We start from the raw sequence: 18,796 nt of genomic DNA on the forward strand, positions 1-18,796 counted from the left end.
GTAGAAAATTAGAACCCGCCTCTAAAACGGAAGTAGATGTGCGGCGGTGTCACTATGTGCCACTGATTAATGCTCGCAGCAGTTACGCTGAAAGACCCAAATTACTTACAATGTTGGTTCATTAGAATCATCTCGAAACATACTCAGAAACAGATCTTGAGATTTGTTTCATGACTTTATTCCAATCGTAAGTGAATTGATCGGAGGGCTAACCTGCCCGAACGACACTGAGTTCCGGTTTCCTTGTGCCAGATGCGGGAAGCAGCCGCCCAAAGTCCGTGAGGATTTGTGCATAATCCTCTGCGTGAAATTCATAGGGCAGCTCCAGGCGGAATTCAGACACAAGCGGCAGAACCGGGTCGACTGCCAGCTTTTCGAGAATTTCTTCCGTCGTCCCGACAATATCAGGCAAGAACAGCGTGCGGCGTGGACCATGAGAAAGCCCCGTCCGCTTATCACGTTCAGCCGCAAATTCCGCATAACGACGACGCGCGTCCGGGCTGGCGCCATCTGTAGGCAATATTACACGCCCAAGTGCGACGCGCGGCGCACGTTCATGCGCCCATTCCTGACGGAAACGTTCAATCAATGCTTTCTGCGCAGTCAGAAAACTGTCGGTGTTTTCACCGCTGACAATATTTCCAGTCAAAAGATTAAAGCCGGCTTGTCCCGCCCATTTGGCAGAATTTTGCGAACCCCCGCCATACCACAGGCGTTCGGTCAGCCCTTCCGCAAACGGTCTCAAACGCGGGATTTGGGCACCAGCGGCATTGCCTGCCTCCGTCTTGCCGGACAGTGGCTCTGAACGTAGGGCACGCGCCAGCTTTTCAGCCCGTGAGTGACTGTAATCTGCAATTGGAACGGCATCGACAAAGTCCGCGATCAGATGAGCGAAGGGCGGTTCGCCGACTGAAACACCAACATTCAGCCTGCCATTCGAAAGCAGATCGACCGTCGCCAGATCCTCAGCCAGACGAAACGGATTTTCATAGCCAAGCTGAATAACCGCGGTGCCTAGACCAATCCGTTTCGTCCGCTGCGAAGCTGCTGCGAGAAAGGTGGCCGCGGATGAAATACCGCGCTCCAGATGGCGCTGCCGCACCCATGCACTGTCGTATCCCAGCCGCTCTCCATGCTCGAAAAGCTGCAATGTGTCCTCCAAACCCTGCGCGGGATCATTTTCGCGATGACTGCCAGGAATGAGGAAGGCAAAATGTCCAATGTGTGAAAGGGGCATGGTTTGTTTCCCTGCTCATGCAGCGGCTTCGCGATAGCTTTGAAGCCGCGCCAGAATGTTTGCTTCCTGCACCGCCTTGCGCTCCTGCACACGCTGGGTTGCTTCTTCGAAGGAGGCAGATGCTGGATAAAGTGGCGAGGAGATCTGCTGGCCCAATTTGGTGCCAATGTGCTTTTCAAAGGGCAGTGAGCGATATTGCAGAACATCGACGGATGTATCGAAAAGCGGACGATAGCCGAGTGCGATGTAGAGCGCAGTTGCTTCTGGTTGGCGGAAGCCCGTAGACAGATAAGCGCGCGTATAGCCCAGATTGCCCGCACTTTCTTCGAGCGCCAGCACAATGCGGCGCGCCAGCCCCTGCCTGCGCAAATGCGACGCGGTCCAGATACGTTTGAGCTCCACGGTTTCATCGTCGTGGCTCATATAGGCGCCACCGGCAATGGTTTCCCCATCGCGTTGAAGCAACAGGAATCCGCCAAGCGGCGGCGCAAATGCGTCCGTGGGGTAACGCAGAATTTCTGCGCGCGCGCCACCGGATCGGTCCAGATCGGCATAACGAAGATCATATTCGTGAGCCAGGCCATCGATAAGGGGCTGCGCTGCCGGATTCAAAAGAGAGGACTGGACAATAATATCAACCATGGAAAGCCTCCGCTGAACAAATGCTGCCCGACTTTGTTGAGTGGGAGCAAAAAGCCGCCGTCGAACAGTATCTTCCCTTAACGGTGCCTCTTTGCTTGCACGTTTGCACGGCATGAACGTTTAATGAGCGTGCAAATATTGGAAGATCGTTGCTCGATTAATATTCTACAAAAAACATAGATTACTCCTCATCAAATTGTTGATGAGGATGAAATGCCCTACGCGCTCAGTTTTCTCGATAAAAGTCCCATTCATGACGGCGAAGCAGTTCAAACGGCACTGGCCCGCACGATCAAGCTTGCGCAGAAAGCAGAAACCGCAGGTTTTCATCGCTTCTGGGTGGCTGAACATCACAACTCACCAGAGCTCGCCAGTTCATCACCGGAAGTGTTGATCAGCTTTTTGCTGGCACATACCAAACATATCCGAATTGGTTCAGGCGGCGTTATGCTGCAGCATTACAGCACCTACAAGGTCGCAGAAAATTTCAATCTCCTGTCTTCACTTGCGCCCGGACGTGTCGATCTGGGTGTGGGCAAAGCCCCTGGGGGACTGCCGCTTTCAACCCGTGCCTTGCAGGGCGCCTATGACCCTGATCGGAAACCATCCTTCAATGAGCAACTGATTGAGTTAGATAAATTTCTCGACCAAAGCCCGGAAAATACCGCCGACCGGAACGGCCTTGCCGCTTATCCGGTTCCGCCACAAAAACCTGAACGTTTCCTGCTGGGTGCGAGCGTCGAAAGTGCTGAGCTTGCCGCACGTCTCAACTGGGACTTCGTCTATGCCGGTCATATTCAGGGTGACCCGACAGCCATAAAGGAAGCCGTTGACGCCTATCAGGCAATCACAAACCGTCCTGCCATTTTAGCTGTCGGCGTAATCGTTGCGGAAAGCGATGCCGAGGCAGAGAGGCTTGCTGTTGATATTCGGCGCTTCCGTGTTTCAGCCGAAGGTTTGCAGCCGGTCAACGTCGGCAGCCACGAACAAGCGCTCGAATATGTAAGGCAGGCAGGCGCCACGCAATACACGATTGAAGAGCGCACGCCACGTGTGATCCGTGGCACGGCCATCCACGTTCACATTGAGCTTCAACGCCTGCACCGTGAGTTTGGCATCGCTGAGTTTATCATCGACTGCCCGGTTTCCGAAGGAAGCCATCGGCTCAAAACGATCGAACTTCTCGCCGAAGCGCGCCCGGCCATAGCGGCATAACTCTGCCACTTTCCCGACACCGGATGGTGGTTACGCATCGGTTGACGCTATGGGAGAATAGCCGTGAGTTCACCAAAATCTGCTTATTTGCTCATTCATTATCGGGCATGCCGTTCTGCTTGAGTTCGGCAAACTTGATAGCCATCGTTGGGTTACCGCGCGTGAGCCGCTTTACCGTCAGGTCCTCTGCCTTGTCGTTTGCAAGCCGCAAGTTGTTGGCCGACTTGTGAAGCGCTTCCTTCGTTTTCTCCAGATCCTTGATGGCCTCGTCGATGCGTTTGACTGCTTCCTCAAAGCCATCTGAAGCCAGACGCCAGTTGCGCCCGAATGCGGCTTTAAAGTCATCAAGCTGGGATTCGAAGTTTGTTATGTCGACATTTTGCGCCTTCACCAGTGCCAGCTCATTCTTGTAGTGGAGCGAGTTCATCGCCGCATTGCGCAGCAGCGTGATGATCGGGATGAAAAACTGCGGTCGGACGACGTACATTTTCGGATAGCGGTGGGATACGTCAATGATCCCGGTGTTGTAGAGCTCATTCTCGGGCTCAAGCAACGAGACCAGAACAGCGTATTCACAGCCTTTCGCGCTCCGGTCCTTGTCTAATTCTTTGAAAAAATCTTCGTTCTTCTTCTTGGTAGCCGTCTCGTCATTTTCGTTCTTCATCTCGAACATGATCGAGACGATTTCAGAACCTGCATCGTCCATGTCGCGGAAGATGAAGTCGCCCTTGCTACCGTTGCGCGCGTCGTTATCCTTCTCAAAATACGCACGGGGGAAAGCGGTCGCACGAATGCGGTCAAACTCGATTGAGCAGTGCTGTTCCAGCGTCTCGCCGATCATTTTTGTCGATAGTTTCGCTTTCATATCCCTCAGACGCTCGATTGCGTCGTTGCGATCCTTCAGCTGCGTTTCGTACTTGTCCCTGAGTGCAGTTTCAGCAAGCTGTTTTTCGAGCGTGATCCGAGCAAGCCCATTCTTCAGTTCGTCACGCTCTTTCTCAACCGTATTGACGGCTTCGGTGACCGCGAGCTTCTGCGAAAGCTCCCCTGCATCGAGCCTGGCCTTCAGGCTCTGGATCTCCGCGTCTTTAGTGGTGGCTGCTTTCTGTAGTTCGGCAATAAGCTTCGCCTCGGCCAGTTTTGATGCAGCCTCCTGCTCCCGTCTTGCTTTCTCAAGCTCATGCAAAAGAGTATCGCGTTGTTTTTCGACAGCACTCAACGCCTCAGCAACTGCGAGTTTCTGCGCGACTTCACCGGATTCAAGTCTTGCCCTCAGTTCCTGGATTTCAGAATCCTTGGCTGCGGCAGTCTTCTGCAATTCATTGGCAACTTTAGCCTGAGCAAGCTCAACAGCGTTACGCTTGTCCTGATCAGCCAACTCCAAGCGCTCATACAGCTGCTTCTCGAAATCACTGTCACGCACCTGCTTCAGGATATCGGCATAGCCCGTCTCATCGATCTTGAATGCCTTGTTGCAATGCGGGCAGATGATTTCATGCATGATTATTTCCATTAGCCTTGGCCAGACGCTCTTGGAGAAACTCCGAGAGCTGCTATTGATCCGTCATCTTGTGAACGATCACTGTCTACGCGGTCAAGGTCATTTACGGTTGCTTAACCAGGCCTGCGGTCTAGCGAACCGAAGAACCCGGCTGAAACAACATGAAGCAGTGCTCGCCGACTGACAGCACAGATGCCCGATTGATGGTCAAACGGCTGTACCAACGAATGGATAGCGCATCCGGCTTGCTTGTAATTTCAGCTATCGGCTTTAAACCAATAAATACGTCGTGGCCTGCGGGTCGAAGCCAACAATACGCTTACCTTCGTCGAAGGCAGTCAGCAGCTGTTCGCGAAGCGACAACCTTGCATTCATTGCCGCTGCCGGATCAACTGCAAGCAGGTGATCGATATCGCCCGGTATTTTCACGCGTCGAGCATCTGCGGGAAACTCAAGTTTCTGGCCTCGAGATCGAGCTTCTACACGCAGATCGTCCAATTGCCAGTCAGCCACGATCCGGTCCGAAGGCAACCCAGAATTGATGCCGACCATAGGGCCGTAATAGTCGATATGATAAGTGGACGATGTGGCCCCGAGGCTCGCAATGTTCAGACTGGCATTGACCGCCCGGATCGGATCATAGGTCCAGCGCACATGCGTAATGCCTCTCGCAAGGCACCAATCGCGCTGGAACCACTTCATCCGCGCGCCAAGTTTCAAGCCTCTTGCTTCCGGGAGAACCGCCAGACGGTGAGAATGCTGAACACCCGGCGTTGCACTTGGGAAACCAAAGATGAAGCCTATCATCTTCCCGCCATCGAACGCTCCGGCGACAAGGCCGCCTTCGTGTTGGATGGCGAGCAATAGGTCTGAGGCATCGACAGGATCGTCGTCTCCCCACACCAGCCGCTGAACAGTCTCCGAATCCTTCATCTCGTCGAGAGAGGCGAGCTCGCGGACCAATATTTCGCTCATGCGACGAAATCCTCGCGATGGCTGGTGACCGTATCGAGAAATGCATGATCCAAGGTCACACCGATACCCGGACCGTTCTTGGGAACGGCCATTCGCCCATTTTCGGCTTCCAGCGGCTCGTTGACAATATCGCGCGGGAAGTAGCGGCTGGCGGACGATGTGTCCCCCGGCTTGGTGAAATTTGGCAGTGTGGACAGGTGAATATTGTGCGCCCGACCAATGCCTGCTTCAAGCATCCCACCGCACCATACAGGCACATCAAAGGCTGCGCAGACATCGTGAATTGCGCGTGATGCACTATGTCCACCGACGCGACCCACTTTGATATTAATGACACGGCAAGCTCTTGCGACAAGCGCCTTGCGCGCATCCACCGAAGACCGGATGCTCTCATCCAGGCAGATGGCAGTCAGCAGCTTTTCCTGCACATGGACATGATCGGTAATGTCATCGAAAGCCAGCGGCTGTTCGATATAATCGAGTGCAAAAGCATCCATCGCTTTCAGAAGCGGCAAGTCGGAAAGCCGGTAGTCTGTATTGGCATCAACCGTCAGCTTGGCTTCCGGGAAACGCTCGCGCACCGCCTGAATCATTGCGAGATCATGACCGCGCTTGATCTTCAGCTTAACGCGCTTGTAACCGGCATCGAGCGAGGCCGCGACCCGGTCAATCGTCGTTGGAATATCGGCAATGCCAAGGCTGACACCCACATCGATAGCATCGCGAACGCCACCAAGCGCAACGCTCAATGGCAGGTTCAGTGCTTTCGCCCACAGGTCCCACACGGCCATTTCGACCATGGCCTTGCTCATTCTGTGCCCGCGCCACGGATCAAGAATTGCGGAAAGATCCGCCGGACCGGCGAAGCGTTTCCCAACGATTTGTGGCAGCAGGACGTCGCGCAGGAAAGAGAGCGAACCGGAGATGGTCTCCTCCAGATAATCCGGCAACGGATCCATCACGCCTTCAGCATAACCTTCCAGGCCTTCAGCCCGCAGGGTGAGGATCGGAATGATCTTTTCGGTCATTGTTCCGGTGGAAATCACGAAAGGCACGAGCAGCGGCAAACGTATGACCCGTATTTCAGCCGCCTCGATTTTTAACCCGGCGAAGATTGGCGCTGCGTGCATCGGACACTCCATCCGTGAGTACAAATGATCAATCTGGTCCAGGAGTTCCATGGTGACGAAACGTCATCCTAATTGTTCCCCTCGACCGAATTAAATTCCCTGTTCGCTGTCAAAAGTCCAATAGTTTCGTCAGCACTCTTACTGATGCTGATCCGACAGTGTGTCCAGGGGGAAAACCGGACGCCGCAGGCGAGCGTAGATCCGTTTCGACAGGTCCGGTGAGCTCAGACCACCAGCATCGGTAACAATAATCTGTGTTGCAATCGGGCCGAACGCCCCTTTGAAATGCTGCATTGATTTGACCGCCAGAACGGATTTTTCCTTCGGCTCGATGCCGACGATACGGAAAATGTTCTGATCGAGCATCTGCATGCGTTCCGACACGATCATAATATCGATCCCCTCCACACGCAGGCACACGGCTTTTCCGGTCGTTCCAGGCAAACCTGTAAACATCGGCCCTTCAAAGACGAAGGTACCGTCGCTGACCGACATGACACGGCCTGTCACAGTCAAAGGACCGCCACCAACAGATGGATCGGATTTGCCGCCAATCGTCACCGTAACAGTCTCGCCTATCGCCTTGGCTGCAATCTCTGCCACCGCTTCAGGATCGAGAAGCGCGCCTGCAGCGGCATTGGTCACACCCGCCTGAAGCATCGCCGCAATGAGCGCAGTGCAATCGCTATAGGCCCCCGAACCGGGATTGTCGGAGAAATCAGCGACGACAATCGTACCTTCAGCACCCCGAACCTCCTTCAATTGCCGAATACATCCATCGAGAGGCATCGGCTGCGACCACTGATCCTTATAGGCCCAGATTTCATCGCACATCTTGTCCGCGACATCGCAAGCGGTTTGTCGGCTAACGCATTTACGATCGAAGGTCACGATCACACTCGGCCCGGCCGCCCAGACATCAGCATCGGTAAACCCGGCATTGACCGCCACATTCAGGATTCCCGGTTGTTGCATCTCACGGCCTGCACTTTCGAGCAGGCGGCACATCGGACCGTTATCTGTCGTGCGACCATCATCACAACCGAGAAGCATTGGTGGGCGCCCAATGGCCAGCGCAGGTTCGATTTCCCCTTTCATCGCTTGATCCAGCAACGAACAGGCCTCAACTCCGACCTCACTCATATCGATATGAGGATAAGTCCGGAATGAAACGGCGATCTGCGCCAGATCAGCCAGTTCATCAAAAATATTCGCGTGAAGGTCTAGGGTGATGGCGATCGGAACATCGTATCCGACCACGGACCGGATCTCCCGCAGGAACTGGCTGTCGCCATCCTGATCGGTCTCCGTCACCATGGCACCATGCAGGGCAACAAATATGCCGTCAAAAGGTCCGGCTTCCTTTAGCCGCCGCAAGCACTCGCCGGTGATTTCCTGACGCGCAGTTTCAAGCACCGGTCCGTTCGGCTCCGCATGGGCTGCGGTGATATAAACAGGCGTCCAGCCCTTTTCATCCGCGACCTTTATCGCGCCACCGACCTCAGAGCCTGTACCTCGGAAATTGGCTGGAATCTCATCGCCCTTGAAGTAATGCGACGCCCGAAAATCGCTGATGCTCGTGCGATTTTGCGTGAAGGTATTACTTTCATTGATGAGTTCGATGATCGCAACACGATAGGACACGGATCGACCTTTCTTTTGTCGGCGAAGACCACTCTGTGTTGGTCGAAACGAAATGGCTGAGGCCTGACTATGCCACACGCAGTGAGCACCTGATCTGATGTGGTGTCTCAAATCAGGCACTCTGTATGTGAGGGTGGAGCGAACTACTTCGCGAAGATTTCGCTCGCGAATTTCGGCTTTTCCCTGATGTCAAAATCAAAGTACTTGGCACTGATCTTGTCGTAGCTACCGTCCTGGATGATCTCCGCAAGCGCCTTGTTGACGCGCATGCGCAGTTCTTCGTCATCCTTGCGGAATGCCATTCCAGCACCCAGGGTTCCATCTAGAAGGAACTCGTTGCCGACAAATTCGCAGCAATCCGCACCCTTCTTAATCCAGTCGCTGAGCGCGAATTTGGATTCCAGCAAGAGGTCAATGCGGCCGTTCTCGATATCCAGGAAGGCTTCTTCCAGTGTCGGATAGAGCTTCACCTCATTATCCGGGAAAAAGCGCTGCAAAGCATCGACGGCGATGGAGCCTGTCTGGGTGCCTATGACCTTGCCCTTGGCACTTTCAGGCGTCACATCCTTCAGGCCAAGCTCCTTCAAAGCGACAAACCGCATGGTGTTGTAGTAATACGGATCGGAGAAGCTGACCTGCTGCATACGCGATTCAGTAATAGCCATCGAAGAAGCCATGATGTCGAACTTCTTTGACTGAAGCGCCGGAATAATCCCGCTCCACTCGTTGGCGCTCCATACGCAATCAGCTTTCAGTTTTTCACAGATCGCATTGCCGACGTCGATATCAAAGCCTTTGAGCTGCCCGCTCGGGTCCAGATAATTGAAGGGCGCATAGGCACCTTCGGCTCCCATGCGGATTTCCTCAGCATGGGCTGGAAGGGCACCGCATACAGCGACAAGAGCGGCAATAATTCCCATTTTAGCTTGCTTAAGCACGTTTCGTTCTCCTGTTATATGCCCTTACCGGGTTCGTCGCCTGCGCGCGCCGTCATCCATGATCAGGAACAGCAGAGCTCAAACACCCAGGGGCGTTTTTTTGTTTATTGACGATTATGCTTGTGCCGAGGGTCGATCAATGCAAAAGATCTATTCAATGGTATTAGAAAAATTCATAGTGTTATGACGTCAAGGGCGAAGCGGCGAAAACTCCCAAGCTTGAGAGCCTTAAGGGCTTTTGAAGCCGTTTCGCATTGTCAAAGCTTCACTGCCGCCGCAGAAGAGCTTGCAGTCAGTCAGGGTGCTGTGAGCCATCAAGTCAAGCTTCTGGAACAGGCTTTGGGTTGTCAGTTGCTTATTCGCGGCTCGCGCGGTGTATCCGTTACCGCAGAAGGTGCGCTGCTGCTGGAGGTTTGTGCTCGGGCATTTGATGAAATCGGCGCGGTTACGACGCTGATCGGACAGGACAACAAGACCCAAATTCTCCGGGTTCGCGCCGGTCCTTTTTTCGCAATGGAAGTGATCGCAAGCAGGATTGCTGGCTTCTTGAAGCAAAATCCAGGCATCCAGCTTCACCTGAATAATCTCGATATAGATTCCATCGCTCAGGATAGAGAAGACGCACAGATAAAGTATTGTCTGCATCCGCCTGCAGGCATGTACAACATCGAACTTCTAAAAGAAAAACTGGTGCCTGTCTGCAGCCCCTCACTTCTGGCCAATGTGACAAATCCAGAAGATCTTCTCGTGAACCCTGACATTCCTCGCTTGCATTATCGGGACGTAAACGACTGGAAAAGATGGATATCCCACCACGGATTTGATGATCTAACCGCCAATTCAAACCTCTTTTTTGACGACCAACACACATTGTTGGCGGCTGCTCGTTCCGGACAGGGCATTGGTTTTTCTCATCGGCCTCTGGTCGAAAACGACGTGCAGCGCAGAAGCCTCTGCATCGTGTCCGAGCGATATTTCGAGCCCAAAGAATCCTACAAATTTATATGCAGCCACGAAAACATTGCCTCCAACCCGGCGTTGCAGCTCTTCCGCGACTGGCTTGTCAAAGAGGTTTCGACCATCAGTTAGGTTCAGACAATTATTCCAGATGGAGGAGGTAGCGGATTCACGCTTGTCCAGCGGCAGTCGTTTACGATCTGCTGACGCAGATATGCATCTCGAACCGCTGCTCGTTTGCAATTGCAAGGCTGCCGCCACTATGCGTGGCGGCCGTTTGGTCATGCTCAGAGGTTTTCCTTGTAGAATGGAATCAGCTTCGCCAATGCCTTTCAAACCGGCTCCGGCTAGCAATCAGAACCCGACGATGCGTAACCAAGTGGTTTAGCGCGATGTCGGGGTCTGCCAACATTTCCTTCAGATTGTGAAGGGCCGATCAGCTGATAAAGAGTCGGAGGACCAGAGTCTTCGTCGTGGGCAGAACTTTATCAGCCATTCGCTGATCTTCTTATGTGTTTGCCGAAACGAAAGCCGACATGCTGGTGATCAGCAGCATACCGACAGTTGCGCCTGCATCCTGAAGACCGATGGTCTTTTCCTGAAAAGCTGCGGCCTTGCCGTGCTGGGCAACCATCGTTTTGGTTGCTTCAAGCGCATCTTCTGCAGCTTTGGCTGCGGCTGCAAGCGCATCAGTAAGTGAGGCACCCGCTGATGCTTGTGCTTCAAGCGTTACGGCGATTGGATCAAGCACATCGAGAAGTGTCTTGTCGCCAACCTTTGCCTTGCCGCGCTCGGCGATACCATCGCGATAGGCACGCCAGAAGGCGGCAATCTCTGCAGTGCCCAACTCGTCGATACCATCGCAGGCCTTGCTTGCACGCAGGAAGCCCGTTGCGGTCAGCGTACCCATGGTCGATGGCGCAACGCGCGCCATGGTGGCGCCAGCTGTGCGCAGAAGCTTCGCGATGCCTGCAGCTTCACCTTCCACATGGACAGCCTCTGCCGCTGCTGCAAAGGCCTTGCTCATGGTGATGCCGAGATCGCTGTCGCCAACCTTACCGTCCAGCGCGATAAGGAATTCGCGCTGTTCTGCAAAAAGCTGCTTCCAGCTGTCGAAGAGATTGATCAGATCAGATGCTGTGATGACGTTCATGACTGCACCTCAACCCGCAAAATGCTTGAAGAATGGGGTGTTGGCGGAAGCGGCAACCAGCGGTTCCAATTCGTCATCGAGATGCAGCACGGAAACTGACGCGCCAGCCATTTCCATGGAAGTGGCAAACTCGCCGATCCAGACATGCTTGACCTTGACGCCACGCTCGTCAAAGAGCTGCGAAACGCGACGGAACATGATGTAAAGTTCTTCCAGTGGTGTGCCGCCAAGACCATTGACCAGCACGGCAACTTCATCGCCCTTGGCATAGGTCTGCTCGGCGAAAATACGTTCCATCAGCTCGTCGATAACGGCGTCGGCACTGGCAAGCTTCTTGCGGCTGATGCCGGGTTCGCCATGGATGCCCATGCCGATTTCCATTTCATCTTCGCCGATGGAGAAGGTGGCGTGACCGATTTCCGGCACAACACAGCTGGAAAGCGCAACGCCCATGGTGCGGGTGCGCAGACGTGCCTTGTCGGCAAGGCGTGTTACTTCATCAAGCGACAGACCGTTGGCTGCAGCTGCACCGGCTGCCTTGTAGACAAAAAAGATACCGGCAACGCCGCGACGTTTGTGTTCTTCGCCGACAACGGAGGACGCCACATCATCATTGCCGACAACCTGTTTGACTGCAATGCCATCAAGATCGGCAAGTTCTGCAGCCATATCAAAATTGATGATGTCGCCGCTGTAGTTGCCATAGATGTAAAGAACGCCAGCGCCCTGATCGATAGCCTTGGTGACCTGATACATCTGTTCCGAGCTTGGCGATTGGAAGACGCCGCCGACAGCTGCTCCATCGATCATGCCTTCACCGATATAGCCGAGGAACAGCGGCAGGTGGCCGGAGCCGCCGCCTGTTGCAATGCCGACCTTGCCGGATTTGGTATTGGCTGTGACCATGCAACGCTTGTCATTATCGACAAAGGTAAGCTCGGGATGCGCCCGATAGATGCCTTCGAGCATCTCATCCACGAAATTGACGGGATCGTTCAGGAATTTCTTCATGATTTCCTCTTGAGAGTATCGGGTTATTTCTTGCGTTGGCGGGTGACGAAGAAGGCAGCAGCCAGCAGGATGAAGCAGCCGACGACGAGACGCTGCCATGTGCTGGGGATGCCGACGAGCACGAGAACACTGTTGATGACGGTGATGAGCAGCACGCCAAGAAGGGTGCCGAAGACGGTGCCGGTGCCACCGGTGATGCGTGCACCACCGAGAACCACAGCGGCGATGACCGCAATTTCGGTTCCGACAAAATCGAAAGGGCTCGACTGGCGATTGGCGCAGACATGGATGATGCCTGCAAGGCCGGCCAGACCACCTGCATAGCCGAACAGGAAGATATGGATGGTGCGTAGATTATAGCCGAGGCGGCTTGCGATCTGGCTGTTACCACCCATCGCAAAAATCGCGCGGCCCATCAAAGTGCGGTTCAATATCCACCAGGTCAGGATTGCAGCCGCAGGCAGCACCAGAAAGTAGAATGGCATGGTGATGGTGGCACCGGTCGCCGATTCAAACTGGAACAGCGGCAGGCGACCGAAGGCGCTCATTGTCGGGGGCAGGGACATGATCCAGACCGTGCCGACAAAGGCCAGCAGGAAGCCACGGAAGAGATATTGCGTGCCGATGGTGACGATCAGTGACGGTACGTTGAGGTAATGCACCAGAAGACCATTGAGGACGCCGAGGAAAATACCGCCCGCAATCGCCATCAGAATGATGAAGATGATCGGCAGTTCCGGCATATAGGCCTGCACCAGAAGCGTCAGCGAATAGACTGTCGTGGCAGCAATTGCCGTAAAGGAAACATCAATGCCGCCAGCGGCGAGAATGATGAAGACGCCAAGCGCAAACAGGCCCATCACCACACTGGCACGGCCAATATCGATCAGTGTCGAGGCTTGCAGGAATGCAGGGTTGATGATCGAGACAATCGTGCAGATTGCCACGAGCAGGAAGAAAGTGATCGATTCCGGGCGCCTGCGAATGAAGTCACCCAGTTTGAAAGATTGGACTCGACCCAGATCCTGTTGATACTGCGACGCACTCATTAGGCAACTTCCTTCTGCGACGACATCATGGCTTGATAGAGCTGATCTTCGGTGGCCTGTGCAGCATCCAGTTCTGCGACGATGCTGCCTGAGTTCATGACGAGAATGCGGTCTGCATTCTGCAGAAGCTCCGGCAAATCATCGCTGACGATGATGAGGCCCATGCCAGCTTCGGCCAGCGCCTGAATTGCGCGGTAAATTGTGTCTTTCGATCCCACATCAACGCCGACGGTCGGACCGTGCAGCACCAGAAGCTTGGGGCCAATGCTCAGCCAGCGACCAATCAAAACGCGCTGCTGATTGCCGCCCGAAAGTGCGCCAACCGGCAGGTCGAGATTGGTTGTATTCAGCCGCATCTCTTTCATCAGCGAGGCGGCGATGTTGCGGCCCTGTTTCTGATCGACGATGCCAAGGCTGTTGCAGAGCTTTCTGAAGATCAGAGCGATCTCGTTTTGAAAGATCGACTTGTCGAGGAAAAGGCCTTCTGCAAGGCGGTCTTCCGGCACATAGCCAATGCCACGCTCGATGGCTTCCGCCGGGCTTTTAACTTCGGTCTTCTGACCTTCGAGGCGGATTGAACCTCTATCAGCAGGTACAACGCCTGTGATCGCCATGGCCAGCTCGTTGCGGCCGGAATCTGCAAGGCCGGTAATGCCGAGGATTTCACCCTTACGAAGGGTAAAGCCAATGTCCTTGAAGCCCGATGCGGTAAGGCCGTCGAGTTTAAGCAGTTCGGCATCGCCGGGCTGTGCCGTGCGATAACGCTCGGCATCAATTTCTCTGCCGATCATCAGCTCGGAGAGCTGCTTTTTGGTGTAGTTTTCGATCGGGCCCTGTGCCACACACTGGCCGTCGCGGAAGACGACTGCATTGCCGCCGATGCGATAGCATTCATCAAGCTTGTGGGTGACGAATAGCACCGCGACGCGTTCTGCGCGCAGGCGTTCAACGACTTCAATCAGATTGTCCACTTCGCGACGGGTCAGCGATGTGGTCGGTTCATCCATGATGACGAGCTTGGCACGGGTTGCGATTGCGCGTGAGATGGCAACCAGCTGGCGCATGGCAAGCGGCAGCTCGGAAACGATTGTGTGTAGAAAGGCTTTGTCAGTTGGCAGGCCAACCGTGCTCAATGCCCGTTCTGCAGTTTCGCGGAGCTGCGAAAGCTTGACACTGCGGAACAGTCGGCCATTGCCTTCAACAAGCTGCTCATTCAGCGCTACGTTTTCAGCGACGGTCAGATTGGGGATAAGTGACAGATCCTGATAGACGGTCTCGATACCGGCTGCCAGCGACTGGATCGGGTTCAGCGAAGTATAGGTTTTGCCATCGAGAATGATCTCGCCTTCGCTGGGTGCATGTGCGCCGGACATGATCTTGATGACCGTGCTCTTGCCGCAGCCATTTTCACCCAACAGGTGATAGGCCTGGCCAAGATCGATTGTCAGATCAATGCCGCGCAGCGCGTGAACGCCGCCAAACCGCTTATGGATGTTGCGCAGTTCGAGAAAACGATCCGGCGACCGGTCGCTGCTCGTCCCATTCTTCGTCGTAGTTGACACGTTAAATTCCTTTGTCGCCGCACCGCTCGCCAAAGCGATTGGGCTGGCTGTAGGACCGTTGGCTTTCGTTCGCCACGCGCTAATGTCTTGATTTTAGATAGTTCGTTTGGTTCAGGCGCCCGGATGCAGTGAAGCATCCGGGCTTTTGACACCACCGCGTGCGGCTGAACGATGTCCGCACACGATGGTCAGTCAGCCTGTAGCAGCGCTCTTAGAACAGGTGTTCCTTGTAGGTCGCCTTGTCAGCGATAACCATGCCGTTACCGATTACGAGCAGGCCTTCACCGGCACCCTTTTTGACGCTGACCTTGTTATAGCCTTCAACGCCGAGGTCGGTGCCTTCCTTGACTTCCTTCTTTTCGAGCAGAAGCTTGGCAACCGCATTCATCGCCATGCCAGCCTTCTGCGGATCCCAGAAGCCGATTGCGGTGATGGCGCCGGATTCAAGAAGATCTGCCGATGGGTTCGGCAGGCCGGTGCCGACCAGGCAAACCTTGCCGCTCAGGCCAGCTTCGTCGATCGCACGGCCAACGCCGAGAACGTCGTTACCGGCAGAGGTCTGGAAGCCCTTCAGGTCAGGATGCTTGCGCAGGATTTCCTTGGCCTTTTCATAGGTGCCGTTGGCATCGTCGAAGGATTCGTTGTTCGGATCGACGAGCTGCATGTCAGGATACTTCTTGGCGTTTTCTTCGCCCGAACCAACCCACTGCATATGCGTGCGGCTGCCGAGCGAGCCAACAAAGGTGGTCCACTTGCCGCTCTTGCCCATGCATTCTGCCAGACGTTCGTTGAGCGCCGTGCCGTAATCGGCATTATCGAAAGCTTCGACGTCGGCCATGGTGTTGACCTGGTTGTCGGCTTCATGCGTCACAACAATGATGCCGCGTTCCATGGCGCGCTTGAAGGTACCTTCGAGAACAGCCGGGTCCATCGGGACGACTGCAAGTGCGTTAACGCCCTTGGCAACGAGATCCTGCACGATCTGAAGCTGCTGTGCTGCGTCTGCCGTTGCCGGTCCGCTCTGCGTTGCAACCACGTCCGGGTTGGCCTTCTGATAGGCTTCAACACCGGTGTTCATGCGGTCGAACCAAGGAATACCACTGATCTTGACGACCGTTGCGATGACCGGCTTTTCCTGTGCGACGAGCGTGCCCGCGCTGCCCGCGACGATCGCTGCACCAATGATGGTTCCGGTGAGCAGTTTTTTCGTTGTTGCTTTCATCATTTCCTCCACACTTACCATCCCCCAAAGTCTATGTTCGGGTGCCTGAGGGTTGAGCACCGATGTTTCCCTTTTGGCGATTGCCGAGGGTAAAGAATCCCGCGATGTCGTATTTTCCGACTGCAAGGAAGGCGAGCAGCAGCAGGCCCCAGGCGAAGTCGCGGACGAAGTTGGAAAGGCCGCCGAAGTTGAGCAGACTGGACATGAGCTGCAAAGCAATAGCGCTCAGCACCACGCAGATGACACGGCCATAACCACCTTCAGGCTTCACGCCCGCCATGACGGCGATGAGAATGGCGACCAGCAGATACGAGCTACCATAGTCGAACTTCACGTTGACGTTGCGCGCTGCAATGATGATGCCCGCAATTGCTGCGAGAAATCCGCTCGTGGCATAGGTCGCAATCAGCACGCCATTACGCGGGAAGCCAGCGAAGACAGCGGCTTTTGGATTGGTTCCCATCAACATCAGCCAGTAGCCGTAAGGGGTAAAGCGCACCACGGCTGCAATCAGCAAGGCAACCGCTATGAAGATCAGGAAACTGATTGGCACGGCGAGGAACATGTCATTGCCGATGCGCGACAGAAGATCGGGACTGCCGACCATGACAGCGCGACCGCCAGACACGACAACCGCAAGACCCGTAAACGCCATCTGCGTGCCAAGCGTGCAGAGGATTGGCGTGATGTTGAAGCGCGCAATCAGGATTCCATTGACGATGCCGCCCGCAAGACCGATCACCAGTGCCAGTCCGATGAAGGCAAGGCTGAAGCCAAGCTGGTTTTCGGCGCTTGAGATAAACATCGAAACGATGACGGCTGAAAGCACACCGGAAAGGTTGGCCAGCGCAATACCCGAAAGATCGATCCCGCCATTGCCAGCGCACATAGCCAGCATGACGCCGATTGCCAGCAACCCGAGTTCAGGCACCTGACCCGCCATCGACTGCAGATTGAACAGGGATAGGAAAGATCCTCCCGAAATATACGCGCCAAGCGCGAGCAATCCGAGATTGATGACAACAAGCATAGCAAGCTGATTGCTTGTCTTCTGCATGGTCTCCTCCTACCACGTTTAGTAAACAAAACTGTTATTCACTAAATAAATGACGAGATGGCATACGGCTGTCAAGCGCAATATCGGCAAGTTTCCGTTGCCTGTGGATCGATTTTACCCTAATCGGTTTAATTATCGCTCATATTGTTTACTAAACATATGATTCATATCAGGATGCAAAATCGAACGTTTGCCGTTGAAAAGATGGGGCCTGTTAATTCTTGATCTGAGACCAAAACCGGCAACATATTGAATCTGGCGCCAATTGCGGATTTGAAGTTCCCGAGAGCAGATGCCATACAAATGGCAGCTGTTTTCAATCCCGGAGCCAATGTCCTTAACCGAATTCCTATAATCGTGCGGAGCATATGAAAAAGAAAAAGTCTTTTACGATCAGAGACATCGCAGAGACTGCCGGCGTTTCTCCGGCAACGGTTTCGCTTGTGCTCAACGGTAAGGGCGAAATTTCGGGCGAAACGCGTGCACGTGTCCTCGAAGCCGTTTCCAGACTGAACTATGTTCCGCGCGCGTCAAAAACTGCGCCAAGCACCGGGGAGACGATCCGCTTTCTCAAGATTGCCAAGCATGGCGAGACGGTCAACCGCGATCACAGTGTTTTTGTCTCGGATTATATTGACGGCATGTCCTCGGAAGCGACGCGCCGAAACTATACGCTGGAAGTGGTAAGTTTCGACGGGCAGCCGATCAGTGCAGTAGCAGAATCGCTTGCCGGTGCGCCGGTGCGCGGTGTGATTGCGCTTGGGACCGAGCTTTCGGCGGCAGACATCCATATGATCCAGGGCCTTGGCCTGCCCACAGTCTTCATCGATACCTTTTATGAGGTCATTGAAGCCAATTTCGTCGACATGAACAATGAGGACGCCGTCTTCAAGGTTCTGTCGCGCTTCAAGCAGCTTGGTTTTTCGCGGATCGGTTTTGTCGCCAGTCATACGGAAACGACAAACTTCCGTCTTCGTCGCGATGCGTTTTTCAAGAATATGCAGCGTCTGGACCTGAAAGTTCAGGAGCGCGATATCCTTTCGGTTGAATCGACCTATGAAGGCGCCCATCGCGATACTTGTGCGATGCTGCATTCAGGACTCGATCTGGCCGAGTGCTATTTCTGCACGAACGATATCATCGCCTATGGCTTCATCCGCGCACTGAAGGGCAAGGGTCTTCGTATTCCTGACGATGTTTCGGTGATTGGCTTCGATAATCTGCCGCAAAGTGCAACCATGGAGCCGGGTCTCACAACGGTTGACGTGTCCAAACGGAAAATCGGAAACCTCGCGGTCACCGTGCTCGACGATTTGATCAACACTGCCGAACCGCAACCGCCAGTAAAGATACTGGTTGGGGCAAACCTGATCCTGCGGGCGAGTGAGACTGCACTTACCCCGAAAGCCGCCAGAAGCCGTGAATTTGGCTAGCGTAAGGAAATGTGCCCGATAGAGCTGGAAAATCATATTATGAAACCGGTGAGTAGCTGGTAAGCAATCC

At 54.4% G+C, this 18,796-nt stretch carries 16 protein-coding genes; 3 read left to right on the top strand and 13 right to left on the bottom strand.

Annotated elements, in window-relative coordinates:
• Positions 1-208: 208 nt before the first annotated feature.
• Complete coding sequence (locus tag OANT_RS22485) at positions 209-1,237, bottom strand: LLM class flavin-dependent oxidoreductase (RefSeq protein WP_012093641.1); 1,029 nt, start codon at positions 1,235-1,237, stop codon at positions 209-211.
• Between the two features lie 15 nt (positions 1,238-1,252).
• The gene (locus OANT_RS22490) at positions 1,253-1,879 is read right to left on the bottom strand and encodes a GNAT family N-acetyltransferase (RefSeq protein WP_012093642.1); all 627 of its coding nucleotides are present in this window, start codon (positions 1,877-1,879) and stop codon (positions 1,253-1,255) included.
• A gap of 213 nt (positions 1,880-2,092) precedes the next feature.
• Between OANT_RS22490 and OANT_RS22495 the strand changes: the two genes are divergently transcribed.
• Positions 2,093-3,094, top strand: a complete 1,002-nt coding sequence (locus OANT_RS22495; RefSeq protein ID WP_012093643.1) for an LLM class flavin-dependent oxidoreductase — start codon at positions 2,093-2,095, stop codon at positions 3,092-3,094.
• Positions 3,095-3,185: 91 nt separating this feature from the next.
• Here OANT_RS22495 and OANT_RS22500 read toward each other — a convergent pair whose 3' ends face one another.
• The 5 genes from OANT_RS22500 to OANT_RS22520 all read right to left on the bottom strand — a co-directional run bounded on the left by OANT_RS22500 (position 3,186) and on the right by OANT_RS22520 (position 9,282).
• Positions 3,186-4,595, bottom strand: a complete 1,410-nt coding sequence (locus tag OANT_RS22500) for a DUF2130 domain-containing protein (RefSeq protein WP_040128532.1) — start codon at positions 4,593-4,595, stop codon at positions 3,186-3,188.
• A gap of 270 nt (positions 4,596-4,865) precedes the next feature.
• Positions 4,866-5,570: a GNAT family N-acetyltransferase gene (locus tag OANT_RS22505; RefSeq protein WP_012093645.1), complete on the bottom strand. Its 705-nt coding sequence runs from the start codon at positions 5,568-5,570 to the stop codon at positions 4,866-4,868.
• Positions 5,567-6,700 (bottom strand): o-succinylbenzoate synthase, encoded by a 1,134-nt coding sequence (gene menC / locus OANT_RS22510; protein WP_012093646.1) that lies wholly within the window; start codon positions 6,698-6,700, stop codon positions 5,567-5,569. Before menC ends, OANT_RS22505 begins: the two co-directional genes overlap by 4 nt.
• Positions 6,701-6,838: 138 nt before the next feature.
• The gene (locus OANT_RS22515) at positions 6,839-8,344 is read right to left on the bottom strand and encodes a M81 family metallopeptidase (protein WP_040128528.1); all 1,506 of its coding nucleotides are present in this window, start codon (positions 8,342-8,344) and stop codon (positions 6,839-6,841) included.
• A 143-nt stretch (positions 8,345-8,487) separates the two neighbouring features.
• Positions 8,488-9,282 (bottom strand): ABC transporter substrate-binding protein, encoded by a 795-nt coding sequence (locus tag OANT_RS22520; protein ID WP_012093648.1) that lies wholly within the window; start codon positions 9,280-9,282, stop codon positions 8,488-8,490.
• A gap of 219 nt (positions 9,283-9,501) precedes the next feature.
• On the opposite strand from OANT_RS22520, the gene OANT_RS22525 reads away from it, so the two are divergent.
• Positions 9,502-10,371, top strand: a complete 870-nt coding sequence (locus OANT_RS22525; protein WP_235823031.1) for a LysR family transcriptional regulator — start codon at positions 9,502-9,504, stop codon at positions 10,369-10,371.
• Between the two features lie 376 nt (positions 10,372-10,747).
• Here the strand turns inward: OANT_RS22525 and OANT_RS22530 are convergent, their stop codons facing one another.
• The 6 genes from OANT_RS22530 to OANT_RS22555 all read right to left on the bottom strand — a co-directional run bounded on the left by OANT_RS22530 (position 10,748) and on the right by OANT_RS22555 (position 17,293).
• The gene (locus tag OANT_RS22530) at positions 10,748-11,392 is read right to left on the bottom strand and encodes a dihydroxyacetone kinase family protein (RefSeq protein WP_012093650.1); all 645 of its coding nucleotides are present in this window, start codon (positions 11,390-11,392) and stop codon (positions 10,748-10,750) included.
• Between the two features lie 9 nt (positions 11,393-11,401).
• Complete coding sequence (locus OANT_RS22535) at positions 11,402-12,403, bottom strand: dihydroxyacetone kinase subunit DhaK (protein WP_010660625.1); 1,002 nt, start codon at positions 12,401-12,403, stop codon at positions 11,402-11,404.
• A 23-nt stretch (positions 12,404-12,426) separates the two neighbouring features.
• Positions 12,427-13,452, bottom strand: coding sequence for an ABC transporter permease (locus OANT_RS22540; RefSeq protein ID WP_012093651.1), 1,026 nt, complete (start codon positions 13,450-13,452; stop codon positions 12,427-12,429).
• Positions 13,452-15,014, bottom strand: a complete 1,563-nt coding sequence (locus OANT_RS22545) for a sugar ABC transporter ATP-binding protein (protein WP_012093652.1) — start codon at positions 15,012-15,014, stop codon at positions 13,452-13,454. The genes OANT_RS22540 and OANT_RS22545 overlap by 1 nt, the downstream gene beginning before the upstream one ends.
• A gap of 211 nt (positions 15,015-15,225) precedes the next feature.
• Positions 15,226-16,236 carry a substrate-binding domain-containing protein gene (locus OANT_RS22550; RefSeq protein ID WP_012093653.1) on the bottom strand — a complete coding sequence of 337 codons (1,011 nt, stop codon included), beginning with the start codon at positions 16,234-16,236 and terminating at the stop codon, positions 15,226-15,228.
• A gap of 31 nt (positions 16,237-16,267) precedes the next feature.
• The gene (locus OANT_RS22555) at positions 16,268-17,293 is read right to left on the bottom strand and encodes an ABC transporter permease (protein ID WP_012093654.1); all 1,026 of its coding nucleotides are present in this window, start codon (positions 17,291-17,293) and stop codon (positions 16,268-16,270) included.
• A gap of 368 nt (positions 17,294-17,661) precedes the next feature.
• Here OANT_RS22555 and OANT_RS22560 point away from each other — a divergent pair, with 368 nt between their 5' ends.
• The gene (locus OANT_RS22560) at positions 17,662-18,726 is read left to right on the top strand and encodes a LacI family DNA-binding transcriptional regulator (RefSeq protein ID WP_012093655.1); all 1,065 of its coding nucleotides are present in this window, start codon (positions 17,662-17,664) and stop codon (positions 18,724-18,726) included.
• Positions 18,727-18,796: the final 70 nt, after the last annotated feature.

It is taken from the genome of Brucella anthropi ATCC 49188 (assembly GCF_000017405.1).
GTDB lineage: Bacteria > Pseudomonadota > Alphaproteobacteria > Rhizobiales > Rhizobiaceae > Brucella > Brucella anthropi.

Bases quoted from the DNA above. Each gene is read 5' to 3' on its own strand.
- OANT_RS22485 (WP_012093641.1), bottom strand. From the start codon at position 1,237: ATGCCCCTTTCACACATTGGACATTTTGCCTTCCTCATTCCTGGCAGT.
- OANT_RS22490 (WP_012093642.1), bottom strand. From the start codon at position 1,879: ATGGTTGATATTATTGTCCAGTCCTCTCTTTTGAATCCGGCAGCGCAG.
- OANT_RS22495 (WP_012093643.1), top strand. From the start codon at position 2,093: ATGCCCTACGCGCTCAGTTTTCTCGATAAAAGTCCCATTCATGACGGC.
- OANT_RS22500 (WP_040128532.1), bottom strand. From the start codon at position 4,595: ATGCATGAAATCATCTGCCCGCATTGCAACAAGGCATTCAAGATCGAT.
- OANT_RS22505 (WP_012093645.1), bottom strand. From the start codon at position 5,570: ATGAGCGAAATATTGGTCCGCGAGCTCGCCTCTCTCGACGAGATGAAG.
- menC (WP_012093646.1), bottom strand. From the start codon at position 6,700: ATGCACGCAGCGCCAATCTTCGCCGGGTTAAAAATCGAGGCGGCTGAA.
- OANT_RS22530 (WP_012093650.1), bottom strand. From the start codon at position 11,392: ATGAACGTCATCACAGCATCTGATCTGATCAATCTCTTCGACAGCTGG.
- OANT_RS22535 (WP_010660625.1), bottom strand. From the start codon at position 12,403: ATGAAGAAATTCCTGAACGATCCCGTCAATTTCGTGGATGAGATGCTC.
- OANT_RS22540 (WP_012093651.1), bottom strand. From the start codon at position 13,452: ATGAGTGCGTCGCAGTATCAACAGGATCTGGGTCGAGTCCAATCTTTC.
- OANT_RS22550 (WP_012093653.1), bottom strand. From the start codon at position 16,236: ATGAAAGCAACAACGAAAAAACTGCTCACCGGAACCATCATTGGTGCA.
- OANT_RS22555 (WP_012093654.1), bottom strand. From the start codon at position 17,293: ATGCAGAAGACAAGCAATCAGCTTGCTATGCTTGTTGTCATCAATCTC.
- OANT_RS22560 (WP_012093655.1), top strand. From the start codon at position 17,662: ATGAAAAAGAAAAAGTCTTTTACGATCAGAGACATCGCAGAGACTGCC.